The organism is Salipiger abyssi, assembly GCF_001975705.1.
Classification (GTDB): domain Bacteria; phylum Pseudomonadota; class Alphaproteobacteria; order Rhodobacterales; family Rhodobacteraceae; genus Salipiger; species Salipiger abyssi.
Genome location: NZ_CP015093.1, coordinates 2,819,366 through 2,840,481 on the forward strand (window position 1 = coordinate 2,819,366; position 21,116 = coordinate 2,840,481).

Consider the following 21,116-nt stretch of genomic DNA (forward strand, 5'->3'; position numbering starts at 1 on the left):
CACGGTTGCGGCAGAGATGATCCGTGTTCGCATTTGAATGGCGGCTTTCGCGATATCCCATTGCGAGTACGCGCCTGCAGCGAAAGTCGGTGACCTGCCCATCGCTTTCAGCCGACGTCCTGAGCACGTCTCGTCGGTTCGTCTTTGTGGCCAAGAAATCGTTGTGTCGGGGTGGTCGCTCGGTTCTCATAATTGAATGTGTGGCCGATTCGTAGATCCAAACCTGCGAGGAACCGATCTCGAGCATTCCGAGATCAAGATTGACCCGATCCCGCGACGCTTCAACGTGAAGCCGACGCAGGAGGTTCTGCTGCTCGCCAAGCCGCAGCTCGAGCCGCATTACGCGCGCTGGTGGTTTGTGCCGTCCTGGCACAAGGGAGAACTGAGGGACTGGAAAGCCACGACGTTTAACGCCCGCATCGAAGACGCGGCGAGCAAGCCGACTTTTCGGGCGGTCTGGCGCCATGGCCGCTGTCTGATCCCGGCGGCGGGCTATTACGAGTGGACGGGAGAGAAGGGCGCCAAGCAGCCGCATTTCATCCGTTCGGCCGGCAATGAAGAGACCCTGTGGTTTGCGGGGCTTGCGTCTCGCTGGGGCGAGCTGCTTACCTGCACGATCATGACGAGAGCGGCGAATGCGGAGGTCTCCGATGTCCATCACCGGATGCCGGTGATCCTCAATTCCGACGAGCAGGACGCGTGGTTGGGCGGCAGCGACTGTACCAATCTCGGGGCAGGGGCCATGCTTAGGCATCACCCCGTCGCGCGGTTCGGGATCAAGGAGGATAGCCCGGAGCTCATCGAGCCGTTCGAATAATTGGTGCTTCGTGTTGGCTGGGGCGTTCTGCATGGGCCCCCCGTGTCCCGCCGCTCGCTTCCTTAAAGAAAGACCGATGATCGCGCCTTTCCGGTCGGTCGCGAGACTGGCGCCGGCATCGGCCTGATCTCATCACAGTAGTTTGCCCTGAAACGGGCAATTGTCGTGTCTACTGCTCGTTGAATGGGAGGTTCCCTCTCTCTGTCATCAAACTGTCCGATCCTCGCTTTACCGACGTTGCTATGTGCTGCTGACTCGATTTGTTGCCTTCAATGCGGCCCGACGGCCCGCCGTTATCGGTTCCGGAGGAGTAGAAGATGACCGTTTACACGCTTTGGGGATATCGGATTCTCGAATCCGAAGACGACACGCCGATCGCGCTGCGCCCGGCATCGCTGGCCTTCGTGACAACCGGTGAGCGGTATTTCACCTATGCGCGGTCGGTGGACGGAGACGGCAATGCGACCTTTCGCATTTCCCCGTACAATCTAAGCGCCTATCTCGACGGCGACGCCGTTACGTCACCCGTTTTCGATTATCCAACCAATGAGGAAATCGTCCGTGTGCTCTGGAACGGCGGCGCTAGCGAAGCATTTCTCTACATCGAAGCGGCAGAGCAGGACGACGACAACCCTTTGTTGGACGAGAGCTTTACCTACATCTTTTCCTTTGGACCTTCGCCGCTTCCGGACTTCGCATCGGTCGGCGCGTTTAATGCCTTTCTCGATGCGGCGGAGGCCTATCCGGTGAACGCCGGTTCCGGTTTCGCGCCGGGTGAACAGATTCGGTTCGACGTCCTGCCCGCGATTGTCACGCCCGGCAACACGATCTACGGCAGCGATGCGGCCGACAGCCTCATGGGCGACGCGAATGCCGTGACCTTTTCGGGCCTGGCGGGCGCCGATACTCTGGATGGTGGCGATGGCACGGATACGCTGATCGGCGGGGAGGGCGACGATGTGCTGATCGGCGGCACATCCGAGGCGGATCTGCGCGACGTGGTCTATGGTGGCGCCGACGACGATTCCATCGACGGCGGCTACGGCAATGACGAGCTGCGCGGCGATTCCGGAAATGACACGATCATCGGCGGCTACGGCGCCGACACCATCATCGGCGGTGCGGGCGACGACGTGCTGACAGGCCAGGCCTGGTCGGACGCGATCTTCGGCGGCGACGGCATGGATTTCATCAATGGCGGCTTCGGCCACGACCGGGTGAATGGCGGCGCGGGCGCGGACCGGTTCTATCATCTCGGCGTGGAGGGGCACGGGTCCGACTGGATTCAGGATTTCTCCGATGCCGAGGGCGACGCGCTGGTCTATGGCGGCAGCGCTGGGATCGGGGATTTCCTGGTCAATTTCACCGAAACCGCCAACGCCGGCGCGGCGGGGGTCGAGGAGGCCTTCGTGATCTACCGGCCCACCGGGCAGATCCTCTGGGCGCTGGTGGACGGCGCCGCGCAGGATCACATCAACCTTCTCATTGGTGGCGTGAGCTACGACCTGCTGGCGCTCTGAGCGTAACGCTAGCACGAGGAAGCAGTGAGGTTCTGGTGGGTAGGCCAGCGCCGTGATCTGGATGCGGATCACGGTTTCATCGCCATCTGCGTTTGCTACTGCCATATCGGCCGCCGGGTTTGACTGTGCTGTCGCGTTTTTCGTGATCGCTTCCACCGTTCACATATCTCGATTCGTTCCCGATATGTCCGTGTGATCCGATTTGGTCTACCTTTTTGATGTCGCAGCAAAACGAGACAACTTAAAATCCCCAGCCTTCGGGCGTGCCGGTTCGAGTCCGGCCGCGGGTACCAGATTGGCTTTTCCGGATGCCGCGCGCTCCCGCCCGCGGCGGAAACGCGCCTCATATCGCTTACAAGCGTTTTGCGCCGCCAATCCCATGGCGGCGATCCGTTCCGTCCGGTGAAGAGAGCCGGGCGAAGACCGCCCGGCATGAGCTGCAAAACGTTATGCGAGCAGGTCGTAAGACATGCCGTCGAGTTGCAGCATGATCTCGTCCTGCGCGCCGCCGTCCACCAGCGCCCAGAGGATCTGCCCGGTGGGTCGGTAGATCACGAAGGTTTCTTCGACCCCCGCCGCGCCGGCGTTGGCGGTTTCGGTGAAATTGACTTGGAAATCTTCGACGGCGGCGCCGGTGCCGCCGAAGACGAGCAAATCGCCCTCCTCATCGGAGAAGTCCTGGATCCAGTCCGACCCGTGGCCCTCCACGCCGAGATGATAGAACCGGTCGGCGCCGGTGCCGCCGTTCACCCGGTCATGACCAAAGCCGCCATTGATGAAATCCATGCCGTCGCCGCCGAAGATTGCGTCCGACCAAGTTTGGCCGGTCAGGGCGTCGTTGCCGGTGCCGCCGATGACCGTGTCGGCGCCGTAGCCGCCTACGATCGTGTCGTTGCCCGCATCGCCGCGCAGCTCGTCATTGCCGTAGCCGCCGTCGATGTCGTCGTCGCCCGCGCCGCCATAGATGACATCGCGCAGATCCGCGGCGCTGTTGCCGCCCCGGAGCGTGTCGTTTCCGCCGTCGCCGGCCATCGTGTCGCTGCCGTCACCGCCCAGCACGAGGTCATTGTCGTCGCCGCCGAAAAGCTGGTCGTCGCCGTCGCGGCCTTCCAGCGTATCGTTGCCGTCGAGGCCGCGCAGCGTATCGTTGTTGGCCGTGCCCACAAGCCGGTCGTCGCCGGCCGTGCCGATGCGGACCACCGGTGTGTTGGCGCCCGGATCCTCTGGCATGCCCAGGAACAGCCCGTGCATATAGTCGGCCACCCCGCCCACCTGCACGCCCGAGGTGTCGGCCAGCGACATGAAGACATCGCCGTCGGGCAGGGCCGTCAGATCGCCGAGCAGCTGGTAGTTCGCGGTGTTGGGATTGATCACTGCCGGCGCGCTGTCCAGGCTGCCATCGGCATTGATCACCACGGCCATGATGTCGGTATCGCCATAGGCCACGACATGAGACCAGGCAACCAGCAGGCGATTGCCCGACAGTTCGAGGATCTCATAAGGGATCGCACCGGGCTGCTGGACGGTATCGTCCGGAACCGGAATGCTGACGGTGGATTGATACCCGCCTTGCGCATCGAAGCGGTCGATCCGCAGAGATTCGTCGTCATCCGCGCCGAGTTGTACGTTGTAGCCATACAGGACGGCAAACCCACCATCGCTCAGCGCCGCGATGCGGGGGGCCGAGCCGTAGCCGCCCGCATTCTGATCCGGCTGCGGATCGTGGTCGATGACGACCGGGCCGGACGCGCCAGCGATCGTTGCCGGGGCCGAGGTCAGGTCGGCGGCCGACAGCCGCACGCGGTAGCCGCTAAGATCGCCGGCGAATTCAACGAAGGCCAGATCGCCGTTGCTCAGTTGCACCGCGTCGAGATTGAAGAGCCCGCCCTCCCAGACGCGCACCGGCTCGCCCAGGCTCTGCCCGTCATTGCCGACGATCCGGGCGTGGGTGCCGCCATAGCTGTAACCGCTTCCGCCGCCACGATATTCATAGATCACCACCGCGCCGCCAGCGGCGAGGCTGACGATGTTCACGTTTTCGATGTTGCTGGCGAGGATCGAGTTGTAATCCGCCGGATCGTAGGTTTCGAGATCCGGAGAGACGAGCACCGCGGGCCCTTCGGGCGCGCCCGCCGCGGTGAAGCTGCGCACATGGGCATCGTAAGTGTAGACGGTCTGCGTGCCGCCCTCGACCGTGGCCCGGTTCATTGTGATCCAGCCGATGACATAGCCGCCATCCGACAGCGCCGTGATCTCGGCGGACGCATGGGAGCCGACGCGCGTGTCGTTGACCAGCATGGCCTCCGTTGCCGGGGTGCCATCGGCGTTCAGGATGCGTGTCCAGGTGTCGAAGTCTATGCCCGGAATACTGCCATCGCCGGGGTATTGGTATTCGTTCCAGGCCACGGCGATGCGCCCGTCGCTGAGGACCGTGCTGACCGGGTTGGTGCCGGAGCGTCCGAAATAGCCTTCGCCGCTGCCAAAGATGACATCGTTGTCGTTGGTGATTGTCATGAAAGGGTCGTCCTGATCGTCAAAAAAGAGATTGGTAGGATGTGTTAGAAAGAACCGATGTTGCCGGGTTTTCCGGAACGTTCGCAGAATGCTGTGAATTTCAGCACCTGTCCAGTCTGTAGAGCAGCGTGCATTGCTACGGTTTCGGGCTGCCGAGCCAGCGCATTTTGCGTGCGGGCAGGCCGGCAGCCGACCGGATTGAGCGTAGGCGCAGAGAGCGCTAGCATCACCGCGGGTCAGGACAGGAGATCCGCGCCATGACATCCCGCATCGACCAGATTCTCGAGCGTATCGACGCGCTGCACGCGGAGCTCGACGAAGAGATCGCAAAGCGGCGCGAGGCGTTCCGCTACCGGCTGGAGCACAACCGCGTGCGCTTCGAGATCGAGGCGCTGCGCCGGCAGCGTGCCATGCGCGTCCGGCTGAGGACTTTTCTGGCGCGCGCCAATCCCTGGCACATCCTGACCGCGCCGGTGATCTATTCGCTGATCATTCCTTTCGCGCTGCTCGACCTCTTTGTCACGGTCTATCAGGCGATCTGCTTTCGCGCCTATGGCATCCCCCGTGTCCGGCGCGGCGATCACATCCGCATCGACCGCCACCATCTCGCCTATCTCAACGCGCTGCAAAAGCTGAATTGCGTCTATTGCGGCTACTGCAACGGGCTTTTGTCCTATGTGACCGAGATCGCCTCGCGGACCGAGGCGTTCTGGTGCCCGATCAAACATGCCGCCCGCGTTTCCCAGCCACATCGCCGCTATGCCCAGTTCATGGATTATGGTGATGCCGAGCGGTTCCAGGAAGGTCTGGCGGACTCGCGCCGCGATGTGATGCGGCGCAACTCGCCGGACTAAGCTATGCGTCCAGCGTAAAGTTAAATGATATTGCTATGCATTTTGGGAATGCCCGTCTTGCGGAGGCTTTCTCCCTCTGGCACGCGCCGGGGTGGATTGCATAAATGCTGCGCAAGTTTCGAACAGATGACCCGGCCTCGCGCGACATATTCCTGATCGCCGGGGTGGGCAAAGGAGGACCTTCGTGACCCTGCATTCCCGCATTGCCCGCCCCGACCTGAAATCCCGCGTGATGAGCGCCGAGGACGCCGCCGCGCTGATTTCCGACGGCATGACCATCGGCATGAGCGGCTTTACCGGCTCGGGCTATCCCAAATCGGTGCCGATGGCGCTGGCCGCCCGGATCGAAGCCGAGCACGCCGCCGGCAACCCGTTCCGGGTCAAGGTCTGGACCGGCGCCTCCACCGGGCCCGAGCTCGACGGCGCCCTGGCCAAGGCCGACGGCATCGAATTCCGGCTGCCCTACAACTCAGACCCCATCGCGCGCGAAAAGATCAACGCGGGCGAGATGAACTATTTCGACATGCATCTGAGCCAGGTGGCGCCGATGGCCTGGGAGGGCTTTCTGGGCAAGCTCGATGTGGCGGTGGTCGAGATCTCGGGCATCACCGAGGACGGCGCGCTGATCCCGTCCTCCTCCATCGGCAACAACAAGACCTGGCTCGACGTGGCCGACAAGGTGATCCTCGAGCTGAACCGCTGGCAGAGCGACGCGCTGAACGGCATGCATGATATCTACTATGGCACCGCGCTGCCGCCGAACCGGGTGCCGATCCCGCTGGTGAAGCCCGACGACCGCATCGGCCAGCCGCATTTCCGCGTCGATCCGGAAAAGATCGTCGCCATCGTCGAAACGGACGCGCCCGACCGCAACCTGCCGTTTGCCAAGCCCGACGCGGTGGCCGAGGCCATCGCCGGCCACCTGCTCGATTTCTTCGCCCATGAGGTCAAGCGCGGGCGGCTGCCGGCCAATCTGCTGCCGCTGCAATCGGGCGTGGGCAATGTCACCAACGCGGTGCTCTCGGGGCTGATGGAGGCACCCTATGAGGGCATGACCGCCTATACCGAGGTGATCCAGGACGGCATGCTCGACCTGCTGGATGCGGGCAAGCTGCGCATGGCCTCGGCCACGGCGTTTTCGCTGAGCCCGGAGGCGGCGGAGCGCTTCAACCGCGACGCTATGCAGTTCCGCGACAAGCTGATCCTGCGTCCGCAGGAGATCTCCAACCACCCGGAACTGGTGCGTCGTCTTGGCTGTATCGCGATGAACGGGCTGATCGAGGCGGATATCTACGGCAATGTGAACTCCACCCATGTGATGGGCTCGCGCATCCAGAACGGCATTGGCGGCTCGGGGGATTTCGCCCGCAACGCCTATGTGTCGATCTTCATGACGCCCTCCACCGCCAAGGGCGGCAAGATCTCGGCCATTGTGCCGATGGCCAGCCATGTCGATCACATCGCGCAGGACGTGCATGTGATCGTGACGGAGCAGGGGCTGGCGGATCTGCGCGGGCTGGCGCCCAAGCAGCGCGCCGAGCTGATCATCGAGAACTGCGCCCATCCCGATTACCGCCCGGCGCTGCGCGACTACTACGCGCGGGCGCTGGCGGGCTCTTACGGCAAGCACGCGCCGAACCTGCTGGGCGAGGCGCTGTCCTGGCACCAGCGGTTCGTCGAGAGCGGCTCCATGGGCTGAGCCGCCTTGGCGTGCAACGACGGGTGGGCAGATTGCCCACCCTGCGGGGCCTGCCGGATGACGGGGCGTCTGGTGTTCAGAGCGCGCCCTTGGTGGAGGGGATGGCATCGCCCTTGCGCGGATCGGGCTCGACCGCCTCGCGCAGCGCGCGGGCGACGGATTTGAACGCGGCCTCGGCGATGTGGTGCGAATTCACCCCGTGCAGCGCGTCCACATGCAGGGTGATGCCGCCATGGGTGGCCAGCGCCTGAAAGAACTCGCGCACCAGCTCGCAATCGAAACTGCCGATCTTCTGCGTCGGCAGATCGACATTCCAGATCAGGAAGGGCCGCGCCGAGAGATCCAGCGCGCAGCGCACAAGCGCGTCATCCATCGGCAGCAGGCACGCCCCGTAGCGCCGGATGCCGCGCTTGTCGCCAAGCGCCTTGACCAGCGCCTGACCCAGCGCGATGCCGGTATCCTCGACCGTGTGGTGATCGTCGATGTGATAGTCGCCCTTGGCGCGGATCGTCATGTCGATCAGCGAATGCCGCGAGAGCTGGTCCAGCATGTGATCGAAGAACCCCACGCCGGTCTGATTGTCATAGGCGCCGCTGCCGTCGAGGTCGATCTCGACCTCGATCGCGGTTTCGGCGGTCTTGCGGGCGATGCTGGCCTTGCGCATGGGGGCACTCCTCGTGTCTCGCGCCGCTTATAGGCGGGCAGGGGGGCGGCGCCAAGCCGGGCAGATGCGTCTCTTGTGCGGGCGTGGCGTCTGTGCCAGCTTCGCGGCACCAAGGAGACCGCCATGACCACCTGCGTATTCGTCCAGATCCGCTGCACCCCGGGCACCACCTACAGGGTGGCCGAGGATATCGCGCTTCGCGAGATCCATTCCGAACTCTATTCGACCTCGGGCGAGTGGGACCTGCTGGTCAAGCTCTACATCCCCGACGGCGCCGATGTCGGCCATTACATCAACGAGAAGCTCGCCGACGTGCAGGGCATCGAGCGCACGCTGACGACGCTGACCTTCAAGGCATTCTGAGCGCCGGGCGGCCTCAGCCAGCGGCGGCCTTTTCACGGGCGTTGGCGAGCGAGCGCACGGGCTGCGCGGCGGTGAATTCGCGGCTTTCGGCGTAGCGGTCGAGATATTTCTCCACCTTGCCGAGATCGTAGAGGTAATTCACCATCACGCCGCCGGATTGCCGCATGCCGTTTTCCGAGATGTCGGCGCCCGCATGCACCGCCTGGATCATCGCGCCATTGCCGAGATGGAAGCGCGCCACCGGGTCGACCGGCTGGCCGTCGGGGCGCTTGGCATGCAGCAGATAATGCGCTGCGAGCGACGCCATGCCCTTGGCGTCCTTCGGGTCGTAGGGCACCTTCTGCGTCTCCAGCCAGCGCACCAGCCCGGGGACCGGCGACAGCGTGACAAAGGTCTTGAGCCCCGGCAGCTCGGTCGCGAGATCGGAGACCACCTGCTTGATCAGCGAATTGCCGAAGGAGATCCCGGCGAGCCCCGGCTGGCAGTTGGAGATCGAATAGAACACCGCCGTGTCGGCCTCCTCCGCGCTCAGAGGCGCGCGGTCCTCGGCCAGCAGCGCCTGGATCGAGCCGGGAATGCCGCGCGTCAGGGCGACCTCGACAAAGATCAGCGGCTCGTCGGGCATCGCCGGGTGAAAGAAGGCAAAGCAGCGCCGGTCCTCGGGCACGAGGCGGCGGCGCAGATCCTGCCAGCTTCCGATGGCGTGCACCGCCTCATAGGCGATGATCTTTTCCAGGATATGCGCCGGGCTTTCCCAGCTGATCGGGCGCAGCACCAGAAAGCCGCGATTGAACCACGAGCGGAAGAGCTGCCTGAAATCCAGATCCAGCGCGTCGAGCGCCGGCTCGCCGCTGCCCAGCCGGCGCAGGTCGGCGCGCATCTCGACCAGCCGCTCGGTGGCGCCGGGCACCTGGTTGAGCCGCCGGATCAGCTCCTGCCGGGGCGGCTCGCAGGCGGCGGTGAAGGCGCGGTAGCTGCTGCCCGAGGGCTCGGCCTCATAGGCGTCGAGCGCCGCGCGCAGGGCGGCGGCGTCGAGATCGTGGCCCTGCGCGATATGGCGAAAGAGCGCCAGCCGCGCCGCCTCGTCCATCTCGGCATAGCGCTGGAGGATGCGCCGGGCGAGCGCCAGCGCCGCGGTCTCCGATTCGGCCTTCATCAGATCGGCGATCAGCGCCTCGGTGCTGCGCGGATCGCGGCGCAGGATCGGCCCGATCCGGGCGCGGCGTTCAAAGACGGTGCTGAGCAGATCCGCGAGCAGGGTCATGGGGCGGGCCTCCTGTAAGCGGCCCGGTCGTCGGCGAAATGCGCCGGTCCGGGGCAGGGTGGGGCGGTCGGGCGGACGAGCCGCGACCGCGTCGCCCGCAAGGGTCTGCTTCCCGGCGGCGGAGGTCAAGCGGCGCGTGGCCCTGCGCCGGCGCCCTGCCGCTCAGGCGGCGATCTCCGCGCCGTCTGCCGCCATTTGCCGCGCCAGCGATTTCGGATAGCGAATGAACAGGATCGCCGGGTTGCAGATCTCTTCCCGGGCGATTGTATCGGCCAGCGCGCCCAGCGTCGTGCTCACATGGCGCTCGCGCGGGGTGCTGACGGCGGCGACGATCTCCACCGGGCAGGCCCCCGGCGCGCCGGCACCGAGCAGATCCGCCTGCACCTGCGCCGCGCGCTCCACCGCCATGTAGAACGCCATCGAGGTGCCGGGATGCGCCAGCCGCGCGCGGTCGGGCCGCGCGTCGCCCGGTTTGCAGGTGCCGGTGGTCAGCGCGAAAGTGTCGGTCTCGCCGCGCTCGGTCAGCGGCACGCCGATGGCGGCGGCGGCGGCAGAGGCGGCGGTGATGCCGGGCACGATCTCGACGGCGATGCCAGCGGCCTTGGCGGCTGCGATCTCTTCGCAGGCGCGCCCGAAGATCGACGGATCGCCGGATTTCAGCCGCACCACGCGCAGCCCCAGCTTCGCCTTGGCCACGATCAGCCGGTCGATGCGCCCCTGCGGCCATTTGCAGCGGCCCACCTCCTTGCCGACATAGATGCGCTCGGCGCGGGGATTGGCGAGCTCCATGATCTCCGGGTCGACCAGCCGGTCATAGAGCAGCACATCGGCGTTCTGGAGCCGGTTGAGCGCGCGCAGGGTGAGCAGATCGCGGGCACCGGGGCCGGCGCCGACAAGGGCGACATGGCCGGTTTTTTGCGGATGGGTCATTATGCCTGTCTCCTGGCAAACGCAGTCTGAAAAACAAAAAAAGCCGCCGATACGCCGCAACGAAGGATGCGACGGACCGAGCAGCTTTGCTCATGGATCCCGGACTTTCGGGAGACACATGCGGCGCCGTTGCCGCATGACGCCTTTCAGAAACGGGCTTTTGGGGCCTGAGGCAAGTCTTTTCAGGGCGGGGCGGCGGGTTTTGTCGCGGTTCCTGCGTATGGGCCGGGGAAATGCGCGTTTTTTGCACGCCGGGATGCGCGGCAGGGCGGGCCATCCTGCGCGCGGAACGCCGCGTGAGGCTTGATTCCGGCCCCGCCGCAGGGCACAGCCAGAGCGACCCCGAACGTTCCGATGCAAGGCGAGCCATGTCCGACGCCAGCCCAGCCCCGAAACAGAATGGCCACGGTCATCTGCGCGACATCGTCTATGGCGCGATCGACGGCTCGGTCACCACCTTTGCCATCGTCGCGGGGGTGGCGGGGGCGGGGCTGTCGCCCTTCATCATCCTCGCGCTGGGCTTTGCCAATGTGCTGGCCGACGGGTTTTCCATGGCGGCGGGGAACTACTCCGGCACCAAGGCCGAGCTCGACGATCTCAACCGGCTGCGCCGCGTCGAGGCCGGGCGCATCGCCCGTGAGCCGGAACGCGCCCGCGCCGAACTGCGCCAGATCCTCGCGGGCAAGGGGCTCTGCGAAGAGACGCTCGACCATGCGGTCGAGGAGATCGCGCGCGATCCCGAGCATATGCTGGCGATGATCCTGGAGGGCAGCTACGGCCTGTCGTCCGTGGACCCGCATCCGATGCGCGCGGCGCTGGCGACCTTCGGGGCGTTTCTGGTGGCGGGCATGGTGCCGTTGCTGCCTTTCCTGCTGTCGCTGCCGCAGGCCTTTACGGTGGCCACGCTGCTGACGCTGGCCACCTTCTTTGCCATCGGTGCCTATAAGAGCCGCTGGTCGCTGTCGCCCTGGTGGCGTTCGGGGCTGGAGACACTGCTGATCGGCGGGGTCGCCGCCGGCATCGCCTATGTGGTGGGGAGCCTGTTCGCGATCTGAGGCGGGGTGGCTGGCGGTCTGGAAACCACCCACACGATAGATGCTGACGATCCGGCGTCAGTCGGTGAGGGGCAGGGCGACCTGCTCGGTCTCGACGAGCCGCGCCTGCGTCGCCTGCCACGCATCAAGCGCCACCAGCGCGGCGAGGGCAAGAAGCACCACAAAGACCGCCGCCGCGGCACGGTCGATCACCCGCAGGAGCGGATCGGCGGGAGCGGCAGACTGGAGGGGCAGGTCGTCTTGGGAACGGAACATGGAACGACTCGGGACGGGAGAAGGGCAGCTGGCGCTGATTTGAGCCTTTTCGCGGCGTCTGTCGCGCCCATTTATCGCGGACCACGACCATGCGCGCCGCGCCGCCCAGGGTCTGCGCGTGCTGCGCCACTTCCTGCCGATTCTGCCGATCTGGAGCCGCCGCATGCTGTTTATCCGTCGTTGTGGCAAAGGGGCCACTCCCGCCCGGGCGATCCGTGAGTGATGGCCGGGCACGCCGCGAAGTGCGTGGTCCGGGGCTCCGGGCGGGAGTGGCGAGGGCCGGCGGCTTATTCCGCCGGCGCGCTGGGCGTGGCGGGTGCCGTCTCGTCGCCGAGCACCGGGGCACCGGCCTCGGGCGTGCTCTGTTCGATGGCCGCGGGCGCTGCCGGGCCGTCGGTGGGCGCGCCGCCGCCCAGGACTCCCACGCCGACGATCAGCGCGACGATCACCGCGACCGCGACCACGAGGCCGACCACCGTGCCGCCGGAGCGGCCCGAGGGCATGCGGGTCTGAGGATCGGCGCGCAGATGCGCGGCATAGGGGTTGGAGGCGTGGGTCTGGTCGTTCTGATAGGCCATGACGGAACTCCTTGTCCGGATTGCGTCGGTTTCAGTTCACTTGCCAGGCGCGGGGCATGTGCTGCGCCATCGGTGATCATGAAACCATTTCCGCACGTCAGAGTTGCCGCCTAACGCGGGAACTCCCGGTTTCCGGCAGGAGCCCGCCTTAAATGCCGGGGCGATGCGCCGAACCCCGCCGCGCCGCGATGCGGCGTGGCGCGAAGCTGCCGGTTTGCGGTGCCGGGATGAGGGGATTTCCGCCCGTTCCGCGCCTGGCGCGCCCTGTCCGCAAGCTCTGGACCATCGCGAGTCGCTTGCCTATAACGCCCGGCATGATGGGCCGTCTCGCGATCATCATTCGAATTACATGCCCGGCGCTCTAAACCGCAGAGCCGCCGGGACAAGGCGTATGGACTTTCGCGCCGACCAGAGTTTCCCCCAATTTCTCAAGAACCGGGACCGCAGATCATGTGCGCCGAAACGCCTGACTACAAGGACACGCTGAACCTTCCGAAGACCGATTTTCCGATGCGCGCGGGGCTGCCCAAGCGCGAGCCGGAATGGCTGGAGCGCTGGGCAAGGATCGGCATCTACGACCGCCTGCGCGAAACTGCCGCCGGGCGCACGCCCTTTACCCTGCATGACGGCCCGCCCTATGCGAACGGCCACCTGCATATCGGTCACGCGCTGAACAAGACGATCAAGGACATGATCGTGCGCTCGCATCAGATGATGGGGCATGAGGCGCGCTACGTGCCCGGCTGGGACTGCCACGGCCTGCCCATCGAGTGGAAGATCGAGGAACAGTACCGCGCCAAGGGCAAGAACAAGGACGAGGTGCCGGTCGTCGATTTCCGTCAGGAATGCCGGAAGTTCGCCGAGGGCTGGGTGGATATCCAGCGCGAGGAGTTCAAGCGGCTGGGCATCACCGGCAACTGGGCCGATCCCTATCTGACGATGAACTACCACGCCGAGCGTGTGATCGCCGAGGAATTCATGAAGTTCCTGATGACCGGCACGCTCTATCAGGGCTCCAAGCCCGTGATGTGGTCGCCGGTGGAAAAGACCGCGCTGGCCGAGGCCGAGGTCGAGTATCACGACAAGGAAAGCTTCACCATCTGGGTGAAGTTCAAGGCCGTCGCGTCGGATGCTGCCGGTGAGGCCCCGGATCAGGTTCGGGGCGGGGATCTCGCCGGGGCCTATGTGGTGATCTGGACCACCACCCCCTGGACCATGCCGTCGAACAAGGCCGTGGTCTATGGCGAGGACTTCCAGTACGGGCTTTACGAGGTCACCGACACCCCGGAGGAATGCTGGGCGAGCAAGGGCGAGCGCTATATCCTCGCCGACAAGCTGGCTGGGCAGACCTTTGCGCGGGCGCGGCTTGAGGAAGGCCAGTGGACCCGGGTGCGCGACGTCCCGACCGACGAGCTGGCCGGCCTGTCCCTCATGCACCCGCTTGCCGGTGCCGACGGTGCCAATGGCGAATGGGACGATCCGCGCGATTTCCGCGCCGCGCCCTTCGTCACCGACGAAGAGGGCACCGGCTTTGTGCATTGCGCGCCCTCTCACGGGATGGAGGAATTCGAGCTTTACCGCGATCTGGGCATGCTCGATCAGGTCATCACCTATAACGTCATGGAAGACGGCTCCTTCCGCGAGGGGCTGCCCTTCTTCGGCGGCAGGATGATCCTCAAGCCCAACGGCAAGGAGGGCGATGCCAACAAGGCGGTCATCGACAAGCTGGCCGAAGTCGGCGGGCTCTTGGCACGCGGCAAGATCAAGCACAGCTATCCGCATAGCTGGCGCTCCAAGGCGCCGGTGATCTACCGCAACACGCCGCAATGGTTCGCCGCCATCGACCGCGCCGTCGGCGACGGGCAGGACAGCTACGGCACCACGATCCGCGAGCGCTCGCTGCGCTCCATCGACGAGCTGGTGAAATTCACCCCGCAATCGGGCCGCAACCGGCTCTATTCGATGATCGAGGCGCGCCCGGACTGGGTGCTGTCGCGTCAGCGCGCCTGGGGCGTGCCGCTGACCTGTTTCGTGAAGAAGGGCGCGCTGCCCACCGATCCCGATTTCCTGCTGCGCGATCCGGCGGTGAATGCCCGCATCTGCGAGGCCTTCGAGACCGAGGGCGCCGATTGCTGGTATGTCGACGGCGCCAAGGAGCGGTTCCTCGGCAACGAGTATAACGCCGAGGAGTGGGAACAGGTCTTCGACGTGCTCGACGTGTGGTTCGACAGCGGCTCGACCCATGCCTTTGTGCTGCGCGACCGCCCGGACGGCACCGAGGACGGCATCGCCGATGTCTATATGGAAGGCACCGACCAACATCGCGGCTGGTTCCATTCCTCCATGCTTCAGGCCTGCGGCACCATCGGCCGCGCGCCCTATCGCAACGTGGTGACGCATGGCTTCACGCTGGACGAGAAGGGCAACAAGATGTCCAAATCGCTCGGCAACACCATCGTGCCCGAGGAGGTGGTGAAGCAATACGGCGCCGATATCCTGCGGCTCTGGGTGGCGCAGACCGATTACACCGCCGACCAGCGCATCGGGCCGGAGATCCTCAAGGGTGTGGCCGACAGCTATCGCCGGCTGCGCAACACCATGCGCTTCATGCTGGGCGCTCTGGGGCATTTCTCCGAGGCGGATCGTGTGGAGGCCGCCGACATGCCCGAGCTGGAACGCTGGGTGCTGCACCGCCTCGCCGAGCTCGACGCCAAGGTGCAGGAGGGCTATCGCGCCTATGATTTCCAGTCGGTGTTCCAGGCGGTCTTTACCTTCTGCACCGTGGATCTCTCGGCCTTCTATTTCGACATCCGCAAGGATGCGCTTTACTGCGACGGCGACACCGCGCGCCGCAAGGCCGCGCGCACGGTGATGGATCTGCTGTTCCACCGCCTCACCACCTGGCTGGCGCCGATCCTTGTCTTCACCATGGAAGATGTCTGGCTCGACCGCTTCCCGGGCGAGGAGAGCTCGGTGCACCTTCAGGATTTCCCCGAAACGCCGGCAAGCTGGCGCGACGAGGCGCTGGCGGCGAAATGGGCGCAGGTCCGGGCGGCACGCCGCGCGGTGACCGCCGCGCTGGAGATCCAGCGGACCGACAAGGTGATCGGCGCCTCGCTGGAGGCGGCGCCCATCGTGCATGTGGAGGATGCCGAGATGCTGGAGGCGCTGAAGACCGTCGCCTTCGACGATATCTGCATCACCTCGGGCATCATGCTCACCGCCGATCCGGCGCCGCAGGAAGCCTTCCGCATGGCGGAGGTGCCGGGCGTCGGCGTGGTCTTTGAAAAGGCCGATGGCGGCAAATGCCAGCGCTGCTGGAAGATCCTGCCGGATGTGGGCAGCCACAGCCACGCCGCCACCTGCGCGCGCTGCGACGCCGCGCTGGGCTGAGGCGAACGGCACAATTTGCGATCAGACGGGGCGCTTCACGGCGCCCCGTTTTGTGTCAGCTGCCCTGCCTGCCCCCGGAGTCGTGCGATTTTATGGTATGAGGATACCATAACAACAGCGAATCCGGGGGAATGGAGATGAAGAGACGCGCAATGCTCGGGCTTGTTTCGGCGGCCCTTTTGGTCGGCTGTGCCACGGGTGGGCCGGTGCGGCTGGCGGCGGATACGACGCTTTATATTACGCGGCACGGCGACCGCAGCGGCGCTGATGAGTTGCTTAACGACAGGGGCCAGGCCCGGGCCCTTGCGCTGGTTGCGGCGCTGGAGGGCGAGCCGCTGGACGCGATTTACAGCCCCGGCATTCAGCGCAATCTCGACACCGCCGCGCCGCTGTCGCAGGCGCGCGGGCTCACAATCGAGCGCCGTCCGCAGGAGGCACCCACGGCGCGGCTGGCGAGCGAGGCGGCGGGGCGCGCGGCGATCTGGGTCGGCAACAAGGGCAATATCGCCGAGATCTGGGAAGTGCTGGGGCTGCCGGAACCGGCACCGCTGGAATATGGCGACCTTGCAGTGGTCCGCACCGATGCGCAGGGCCGTGTGAGCGTGGCGCGCCGCCGCTACTGAGCGGCGCTCAGCCCTTTTCGGCGCCCTTGACCAGCCCGGTCAGTGCGGTGCGGATGATCGCCCGCACCGAGGGGCGGCTCTTGCCACGGAAGGGCAGCGGGCGGCAGACTTCCATCGCGGCGACGCCGACGCGGGCGGTCAGCGCGCCGTTTACCAGCCCCTCGCCGAAGCGGCGCGAGAGCTTGGCGAGGATGCCGCCGCCGAGGATCGGTTCCAGCATGTCGTCGCCCACCGCGACGGCGCCGGTGGCGACCAGATGCGACATCACCGCCCGGGTCAGCCGCCAACTGCCCAGCGTGCCGGAGCGGCCGCCATAGATCTCGGCGATGCGGCGGATCATCCGCAGATTGGCGGTCAGCGCGGCGGCCACATCCGCCAGCGCCAGCGGCACCAGGGCTGTGACCGTGGCGACCTGCCGCGCCGCCGCCTCGACCTCGCGCCGCGCGGCGGCGTCGAGCGGGGCCAGCAGCTCGGTCTCGGCGAGGCCCAAGAGGCCCGAGGCGTCGAAGATCTCGTCCTGTCGCTCGCGCAGCCGCTCGCGGCCCCAGCGCGTGTCGTCGCGCCCGGCGTAAAGCGCGGTAAGCTTGGCCGTCACGTTGCGTGCGCCGCTCAGATCCTCGTCGGCCAGTGCGGTGTCGGCGGCGCGGTGCAGCGCATCGACGCGGGAGAGGCGCGAGAGCGCCGCCAGCTCCTTGATCACGATCAGCACGATCACCAGCAGGAAGAGCGCGATCAGCGCGGTCACCGCATAGCCCAGCAGCGGCACCGAGGCGATGAGATCCGTCGCAAAGCGCCAGACGGCGATGGAGACCAGCGTCGAGACCAGCGCCCCCAGCAGCGCCCAGAACCAGCGCGCCAGCCGCGACGGGCGCCGCGCCGCCAGCGCCGCCGCCGTGGCCATGGCACGGCCTTCGGGCTGGGTGGGGGCGATATCGGGCTCGGGCACCGGCGGCGCCTCGGAGGGGGAGGCGGGCCTTGCATTGCCGCCGAGCTCGATCAGCACCGGGCCGGATCTGTCTTTCGGGTCGCTCATCGGGCGCTCTCCTGCGGGGCGGTGGCATTTGCCTGCCAGCGATAACGGATGTCGGGCAGGCCCTCGTCGTTCCGCGAGCCATCGCCGCGTTCGATCACGGCAAAGCCCGCACGTTCGTAAAACCGCTGCGCGCCCTCGTTGGCGGCAAAGGTCCAGAGGTCGAGCCGCGGGCTCTGCGCCTTGGCATGCTCGATCAGCGCCCGCCCGATGCCCGCGCCCTGCGCCTCGGGCGCGACGAAAAGCGCATGCACATAGGCGCCGTCGCGCGCGAGAAAGCCCAGCGGCGCGCTGCCCGGCGCCTCGGCCACGGTGACCCAGCCGCGTTCGATCATCTGGCCGGCATGGGCGATGTCCTCGGCGCCGCTGTGCAGGCGCGGCTTCCACGGGCGGCTGGCCACCGCCGCGCCGATCATCGCGCCGAGCCGGCCCGCATCGGTGGGCGTGGCAGGGCGGAGGCGCGGGCTCACAGCCGGTCTCCGATCAGGAACTGCGCGGCGCGGTCGAGGCGGATATGCGGCGGGCCTTCGCCGGGTTTCAGGCTGAGCGCTGCGGGGGCGAAGCGCATGATGGCATAGTCATTGTCGAGCCAGCTTTCGGCGCCCTCGCGCGCGGGACCGAGCAGCCTTGCGGGATCCTGCGGCAGCTCGCCGGGGTAGAAAGCCGCCTCGCGCCCGCGCGTGCCGTCGTCTGTCAGCAGCGTGCCGCGCACGCAGTCGAGGCGGCGCCCGTCATGCGGCAGCGTCTCTTCCACGGTGGCGCGCAGGGCGGCGATGGACATGGCGCCGGTCTCGGCCCCGGCAAAGCGCGCGCGGTCGCGGGCCTCGCGGGTCAGCGCCTCCATGATGGCGGTCAGGCGGGCGTGCTGGGAATGGTGCAGATGGTCGGCCTTGGTGGCGGCGAAGAGGATCTTTTCCACCCGTTTGCCGAGCAGCAGGCTGCTCAGGAAGGCGTTGCCGCCGGGGCGGAAGGCGGTGAGGATATCGGCCATGGTGCGGCGCAGATCCTCCATCGCGGCGGGGCCGGCATGGATCGCGCCGAGCGCATCGACCAGCACCACCTGCCGGTCGATGCGGGAGAAATGATCGCGGAAGAAGGGTTTGACGATCTGCGACTTATACGCCTCGAAACGCCGCTCCATCTCGCGCCAGAGCGACTTGCGCGGCGGATCGGAGGGTTTCGGCAGCGGCGCGAAGGTGAGGACCGGGCTGCCCTCCTTTTCGCCGGGCAGCAGGAAACGGCCCGGGGTGCAATCGGAGAAGCCGGCGGCGCGGGCGGTTTGCAGGGCTTTGGTGAAGGCGCTCGCCAGCGCCTTGGCGCGGACCTCGTCCAGCCCTTGCGTGCTGTCCTCGGCCCTGGCCATCTCCAGGTACTGGGTGCCGCCGGGGCGGTGCTGCATGCGGGTCAGGGTATCCTCGGCCCACTCCGCATAGCTCTTGTCCATCAGTCCAAGATCGAGCAGCCATTCGCCGGGATAATCGACGATGTCGAGATGCAGCTTGCGCGCGCCGGAGATCCCGGCGAGCAGCCCGGTGGGGCGGATCTTGAGCGACAGCCGGAGCTGCGAGACCGCGCGGGTGCTGTCGGGCCAGTGCGGGGCGCTGGCGGTGAGCGCGGCGAGATGGGTCTCGTAATCGAAGCGCGGCATGGTGTCGTCGGGCTGCGGCTGGAGATAGGCGGCGAGGATACGCCCCTCGGCCTCGGCCACGAGCTGCGGCATCCGCCCCCGGTCCATCAGATTGGCCACAAGCGAGGTGATGAACACCGTCTTGCCGGCGCGCGACAGCCCGGTGACGCCGAGCCGGATCACCGGCTCGGTGAAGGGGGAGGTCAGCGTGTCGGCCACGTTCTCCACCCCGCGGGTGAGCGTATCGGCGATGTTTCCGATGACCAATGCCTGCCCCTCTTGCCTGCTCTGTCCCCTAGATAAAGGCCCCGTGTCGCGGATGCCAGAGGGCGGCGCGCTTTCGACGGGGCGGGCTCAGCCCTTCTGCCGCGCCCGCCACAGCGTAAAGAGCCCCGCCGCCACGACGATGGCCGCGCCGAGCGCCACATTGGGGCGCAGCGTCTCGCCGAAAACCAGCATGCCCAGCGTCGCGGCGAAGACCAGTTGCAGATAGGCGAAGGGCTGCACCGCCGAGGCCTCGGCCACCTCGTAGCATTTGATCAGGGTGAAATGCCCCAGCGCACCGGTGAAGCACAGGAGCACCATCCAGCCCCAGTCGGGCGCGCTCATCGGCTCCCATACCCACATGCCCGCCAGCGTGGCGGTGATCGCGCCGGAAACGCCGGTCCAGAAGAACGAGGTCGCGGCGCTGTCCTTGCGCGCCACGTAGCGGGTCAGCAGCCCGTAGAGCGCGAACATCAGCGCCGCCAGCAGCGGCACCGCGGCATAGGGCGAGAACACACCGCCCGAGGGTTGCAGGATGATCACCACCCCGACAAAGCCCACGCCGATCGCGGCCCATCGCCGCCAGCCGACCTTTTCCCCCAGAACCGGCCCGGACAGCGCCGCGATCAGCAGCGGATAGGCGGCAAAGACCGCGTGGCTCTCGGTCAGCCCGAGCAGTACGAAGGCGGTCACCATGACCCAGATCTCGGCCACCAGCAGCACGCCGCGAAAGCTTTGCAGGATCGGCTGGGTCGTGGCCGCCGCGGCGCGCAGCCCGCCGGCCTGGCGTGCCGCCACGGTCATCACGAATGCGGCGAAGAACCAGTAGCGGATCATCACCACCATATAGACATTGTAGGTCGCCGACAGATGCCGCGAGATACCGTCCTGCAAGGCGAAGACGAGGGTCGTGGCGACCATCAGCCAGATGCCGAGCCTTGTATTCTGTTCCGCCATCAGCCGCGCCTCGCCACGCTCATGTGTCGTTTGCGCCCGTAGCCCGGTTCGCGGCTGACCTCGAACCCCGCTGCCGCCAGCGCGCGACGGACATGGCCCGCCGCCGTATAGGTCGCCGCCGTGCCACCAGGCACCGTATGGCACGCCACCTCTTCCATCAGCTCCGGCCCCCAGAGCTCGGGGTTCTTCGCGGGCGAGAACCCGTCGAGAAACCAGGCATCGGCAACGCCTTCCCAGCGCGGCAGGGTCTCGCGCGCGTCGCCGGCGATCATCCGGAAAGTGAGATCCGGCAGCGTGATCTCGCGCACGCCGGCGCGCCAGTGCGGCGCCAGCTCGGCGGCGATCCCGGCCAGCTCGGGAAAGGCGGCCTGGGCGCGGATCATGTCGTCGGCGGCCATGGGGAAGGCCTCGAAACTGGTGACCCGCAGCGTGCCGGGCGTGGCCGCCTCGCGCCAGAGATGCAGCGCTGCCAGCAGGTTGAGCCCGGTGCCGAACCCCAGCTCGGCGATATGGAACCCGTCGCGGAACCGCTCCGGCAGGCCGTTGCCCGCAAGAAATGTGTGGCGGGTCTCCGCGAGCCCGTTTTCCAGCGAATAATAGGGATCGTCGAAGCGGGGCGACACCGGCACCCCGCCATCGCGCCAGAGCGGCGCATCAGGCTGGTAGGTCATGATCGTCTGTCCTAGAACTGGCGCGAGATTGGACGGGA

At 66.6% G+C, this 21,116-nt stretch carries 19 protein-coding genes and 1 tRNA gene; 9 read left to right on the plus strand and 11 right to left on the minus strand.

Annotated features, from left to right (window positions below; translation table 11 throughout):
• The first annotated feature begins 196 nt into the window (after positions 1–196).
• The 3 genes from Ga0080574_RS17300 to Ga0080574_RS26000 all read left to right on the plus strand — a co-directional run bounded on the left by Ga0080574_RS17300 (position 197) and on the right by Ga0080574_RS26000 (position 2,630).
• Positions 197–817 (plus strand): SOS response-associated peptidase, encoded by a 621-nt coding sequence (locus Ga0080574_RS17300; RefSeq protein WP_076702657.1) that lies wholly within the window; start codon positions 197–199, stop codon positions 815–817.
• 317 nt (positions 818–1,134) lie between these two features.
• Complete coding sequence (locus tag Ga0080574_RS17305; protein ID WP_076702659.1) at positions 1,135–2,337, plus strand: calcium-binding protein; 1,203 nt, start codon at positions 1,135–1,137, stop codon at positions 2,335–2,337.
• 186 nt (positions 2,338–2,523) lie between these two features.
• Positions 2,524–2,630 (plus strand) — tRNA-OTHER (locus Ga0080574_RS26000).
• A gap of 154 nt (positions 2,631–2,784) precedes the next feature.
• On the opposite strand, the gene Ga0080574_RS26760 is transcribed toward Ga0080574_RS26000, so the two are convergent.
• On the minus strand, positions 2,785–4,851 hold the full coding sequence (locus tag Ga0080574_RS26760) for a calcium-binding protein (protein WP_076702661.1): 2,067 nt from the start codon (positions 4,849–4,851) through the stop codon (positions 2,785–2,787).
• 257 nt (positions 4,852–5,108) lie between these two features.
• Here Ga0080574_RS26760 and Ga0080574_RS17315 point away from each other — a divergent pair, with 257 nt between their 5' ends.
• Together Ga0080574_RS17315 and scpC are read left to right on the plus strand one after the other, a co-directional pair.
• The gene (locus Ga0080574_RS17315) at positions 5,109–5,705 is read left to right on the plus strand and encodes a hypothetical protein (RefSeq protein WP_076702663.1); all 597 of its coding nucleotides are present in this window, start codon (positions 5,109–5,111) and stop codon (positions 5,703–5,705) included.
• Between the two features lie 184 nt (positions 5,706–5,889).
• Entirely contained in the window at positions 5,890–7,404 is a 1,515-nt protein-coding gene (scpC, locus tag Ga0080574_RS17320; protein WP_198039741.1) for a succinyl-CoA:acetate CoA-transferase ScpC, read from the plus strand.
• 76 nt (positions 7,405–7,480) lie between these two features.
• Here the strand turns inward: scpC and hisB are convergent, their stop codons facing one another.
• Complete coding sequence (gene hisB / locus Ga0080574_RS17325) at positions 7,481–8,068, minus strand: imidazoleglycerol-phosphate dehydratase HisB (RefSeq protein ID WP_076702664.1); 588 nt, start codon at positions 8,066–8,068, stop codon at positions 7,481–7,483.
• A gap of 123 nt (positions 8,069–8,191) precedes the next feature.
• Between hisB and Ga0080574_RS17330 the strand changes: the two genes are divergently transcribed.
• Positions 8,192–8,431 carry an Lrp/AsnC family transcriptional regulator gene (locus tag Ga0080574_RS17330; RefSeq protein ID WP_076702665.1) on the plus strand — a complete coding sequence of 80 codons (240 nt, stop codon included), beginning with the start codon at positions 8,192–8,194 and terminating at the stop codon, positions 8,429–8,431.
• 13 nt (positions 8,432–8,444) lie between these two features.
• Here Ga0080574_RS17330 and Ga0080574_RS17335 read toward each other — a convergent pair whose 3' ends face one another.
• The gene (locus Ga0080574_RS17335; RefSeq protein ID WP_076702666.1) at positions 8,445–9,695 is read right to left on the minus strand and encodes a malonyl-CoA decarboxylase; all 1,251 of its coding nucleotides are present in this window, start codon (positions 9,693–9,695) and stop codon (positions 8,445–8,447) included.
• A gap of 162 nt (positions 9,696–9,857) precedes the next feature.
• Positions 9,858–10,625, minus strand: coding sequence for a uroporphyrinogen-III C-methyltransferase (gene cobA, locus Ga0080574_RS17340; protein ID WP_076702667.1), 768 nt, complete (start codon positions 10,623–10,625; stop codon positions 9,858–9,860).
• A 368-nt stretch (positions 10,626–10,993) separates the two neighbouring features.
• Here cobA and Ga0080574_RS17345 point away from each other — a divergent pair, with 368 nt between their 5' ends.
• A complete protein-coding gene (locus Ga0080574_RS17345) occupies positions 10,994–11,680 on the plus strand; it encodes a VIT1/CCC1 transporter family protein (protein WP_076702669.1) in 687 nt (228 codons plus the stop codon).
• Between the two features lie 57 nt (positions 11,681–11,737).
• On the opposite strand, the gene Ga0080574_RS17350 is transcribed toward Ga0080574_RS17345, so the two are convergent.
• Together Ga0080574_RS17350 and Ga0080574_RS17355 are read right to left on the minus strand one after the other, a co-directional pair.
• Complete coding sequence (locus Ga0080574_RS17350; RefSeq protein WP_076702671.1) at positions 11,738–11,935, minus strand: hypothetical protein; 198 nt, start codon at positions 11,933–11,935, stop codon at positions 11,738–11,740.
• 287 nt (positions 11,936–12,222) lie between these two features.
• A complete protein-coding gene (locus Ga0080574_RS17355; RefSeq protein WP_076702673.1) occupies positions 12,223–12,513 on the minus strand; it encodes a hypothetical protein in 291 nt (96 codons plus the stop codon).
• A 450-nt stretch (positions 12,514–12,963) separates the two neighbouring features.
• Between Ga0080574_RS17355 and ileS the strand changes: the two genes are divergently transcribed.
• Entirely contained in the window at positions 12,964–15,906 is a 2,943-nt protein-coding gene (gene ileS / locus Ga0080574_RS17360) for an isoleucine--tRNA ligase (RefSeq protein ID WP_076702675.1), read from the plus strand.
• A 137-nt stretch (positions 15,907–16,043) separates the two neighbouring features.
• The gene (locus Ga0080574_RS17365; RefSeq protein ID WP_076706039.1) at positions 16,044–16,529 is read left to right on the plus strand and encodes a histidine phosphatase family protein; all 486 of its coding nucleotides are present in this window, start codon (positions 16,044–16,046) and stop codon (positions 16,527–16,529) included.
• Positions 16,530–16,536: 7 nt separating this feature from the next.
• Here Ga0080574_RS17365 and Ga0080574_RS17370 read toward each other — a convergent pair whose 3' ends face one another.
• From Ga0080574_RS17370 to mnmC2, 5 genes are all read right to left on the minus strand, one after another.
• Positions 16,537–17,562: a YcjF family protein gene (locus tag Ga0080574_RS17370; protein ID WP_076702676.1), complete on the minus strand. Its 1,026-nt coding sequence runs from the start codon at positions 17,560–17,562 to the stop codon at positions 16,537–16,539.
• Positions 17,559–18,029 (minus strand): GNAT family N-acetyltransferase, encoded by a 471-nt coding sequence (locus Ga0080574_RS17375; RefSeq protein ID WP_076702677.1) that lies wholly within the window; start codon positions 18,027–18,029, stop codon positions 17,559–17,561. Before Ga0080574_RS17375 ends, Ga0080574_RS17370 begins: the two co-directional genes overlap by 4 nt.
• Positions 18,026–19,453: a YcjX family GTP-binding protein gene (locus tag Ga0080574_RS17380; RefSeq protein ID WP_076702679.1), complete on the minus strand. Its 1,428-nt coding sequence runs from the start codon at positions 19,451–19,453 to the stop codon at positions 18,026–18,028. Before Ga0080574_RS17380 ends, Ga0080574_RS17375 begins: the two co-directional genes overlap by 4 nt.
• 87 nt (positions 19,454–19,540) lie before the next feature.
• Positions 19,541–20,407, minus strand: coding sequence for a DMT family transporter (locus Ga0080574_RS17385; RefSeq protein ID WP_076702681.1), 867 nt, complete (start codon positions 20,405–20,407; stop codon positions 19,541–19,543).
• The gene (gene mnmC2 / locus Ga0080574_RS17390) at positions 20,407–21,078 is read right to left on the minus strand and encodes a tRNA (5-methylaminomethyl-2-thiouridine)(34)-methyltransferase MnmC2 (protein ID WP_076702683.1); all 672 of its coding nucleotides are present in this window, start codon (positions 21,076–21,078) and stop codon (positions 20,407–20,409) included. The genes Ga0080574_RS17385 and mnmC2 overlap by 1 nt, the downstream gene beginning before the upstream one ends.
• Positions 21,079–21,116: the final 38 nt, after the last annotated feature.

What these genes read in the sequence shown, in the direction of transcription:
- Ga0080574_RS17300 (WP_076702657.1), top strand. Translation starts at nt 197, where the DNA reads ATGTGTGGCCGATTCGTAGATCCAAACCTGCGAGGAACCGATCTCGAG.
- Ga0080574_RS17305 (WP_076702659.1), top strand. Translation starts at nt 1,135, where the DNA reads ATGACCGTTTACACGCTTTGGGGATATCGGATTCTCGAATCCGAAGAC.
- Ga0080574_RS26760 (WP_076702661.1), bottom strand. Translation starts at nt 4,851, where the DNA reads ATGACAATCACCAACGACAACGATGTCATCTTTGGCAGCGGCGAAGGC.
- Ga0080574_RS17315 (WP_076702663.1), top strand. Translation starts at nt 5,109, where the DNA reads ATGACATCCCGCATCGACCAGATTCTCGAGCGTATCGACGCGCTGCAC.
- hisB (WP_076702664.1), bottom strand. Translation starts at nt 8,068, where the DNA reads ATGCGCAAGGCCAGCATCGCCCGCAAGACCGCCGAAACCGCGATCGAG.
- Ga0080574_RS17330 (WP_076702665.1), top strand. Translation starts at nt 8,192, where the DNA reads ATGACCACCTGCGTATTCGTCCAGATCCGCTGCACCCCGGGCACCACC.
- Ga0080574_RS17335 (WP_076702666.1), bottom strand. Translation starts at nt 9,695, where the DNA reads ATGACCCTGCTCGCGGATCTGCTCAGCACCGTCTTTGAACGCCGCGCC.
- cobA (WP_076702667.1), bottom strand. Translation starts at nt 10,625, where the DNA reads ATGACCCATCCGCAAAAAACCGGCCATGTCGCCCTTGTCGGCGCCGGC.
- Ga0080574_RS17345 (WP_076702669.1), top strand. Translation starts at nt 10,994, where the DNA reads ATGTCCGACGCCAGCCCAGCCCCGAAACAGAATGGCCACGGTCATCTG.
- Ga0080574_RS17350 (WP_076702671.1), bottom strand. Translation starts at nt 11,935, where the DNA reads ATGTTCCGTTCCCAAGACGACCTGCCCCTCCAGTCTGCCGCTCCCGCC.
- Ga0080574_RS17355 (WP_076702673.1), bottom strand. Translation starts at nt 12,513, where the DNA reads ATGGCCTATCAGAACGACCAGACCCACGCCTCCAACCCCTATGCCGCG.
- ileS (WP_076702675.1), top strand. Translation starts at nt 12,964, where the DNA reads ATGTGCGCCGAAACGCCTGACTACAAGGACACGCTGAACCTTCCGAAG.
- Ga0080574_RS17365 (WP_076706039.1), top strand. Translation starts at nt 16,044, where the DNA reads ATGAAGAGACGCGCAATGCTCGGGCTTGTTTCGGCGGCCCTTTTGGTC.
- Ga0080574_RS17370 (WP_076702676.1), bottom strand. Translation starts at nt 17,562, where the DNA reads ATGAGCGACCCGAAAGACAGATCCGGCCCGGTGCTGATCGAGCTCGGC.
- Ga0080574_RS17385 (WP_076702681.1), bottom strand. Translation starts at nt 20,407, where the DNA reads ATGGCGGAACAGAATACAAGGCTCGGCATCTGGCTGATGGTCGCCACG.
- mnmC2 (WP_076702683.1), bottom strand. Translation starts at nt 21,078, where the DNA reads ATGACCTACCAGCCTGATGCGCCGCTCTGGCGCGATGGCGGGGTGCCG.